The organism is Bacillus sp. SIMBA_026, assembly GCF_046535335.1.
GTDB classification, from domain to species: Bacteria; Bacillota; Bacilli; order Bacillales; family Bacillaceae; genus Bacillus; species Bacillus velezensis.
Window position 1 is genome coordinate 1 of sequence record NZ_JAWRWX010000452.1, and the last position, 239, is coordinate 239.

A 239-nucleotide genomic window follows, 5' to 3' on the forward strand; every position below is an offset into this window, starting at 1 on the left:
AGCCAGGCGGACTTTGGCGCTTTCAAGCCCCTGGTGCAGACCCTGATCGAGGAATCGAACTCCTTCGGAGGGCCGGTCTACCTAATCAATGGAGACAGCCACGTCTATAACCAGGACCACCCTTTGGCGGCCGGCTCGTCGTGGTTGTCCTTTTATGGCCAAGCCACGGCAGCGAAGAACCTGACCCGGGTCACGGTGGACGGCTCCAACAATGCCAAGGACTGGCTGAAAGTCACCGT

1 protein-coding gene is annotated in these 239 nt (G+C 59.4%); it reads left to right on the forward strand.

Annotated elements, in window-relative coordinates:
* The coding region (locus tag SB847_RS22140) for a hypothetical protein (protein WP_410578902.1) at positions 1–239 on the forward strand (239 nt) is incomplete at both ends.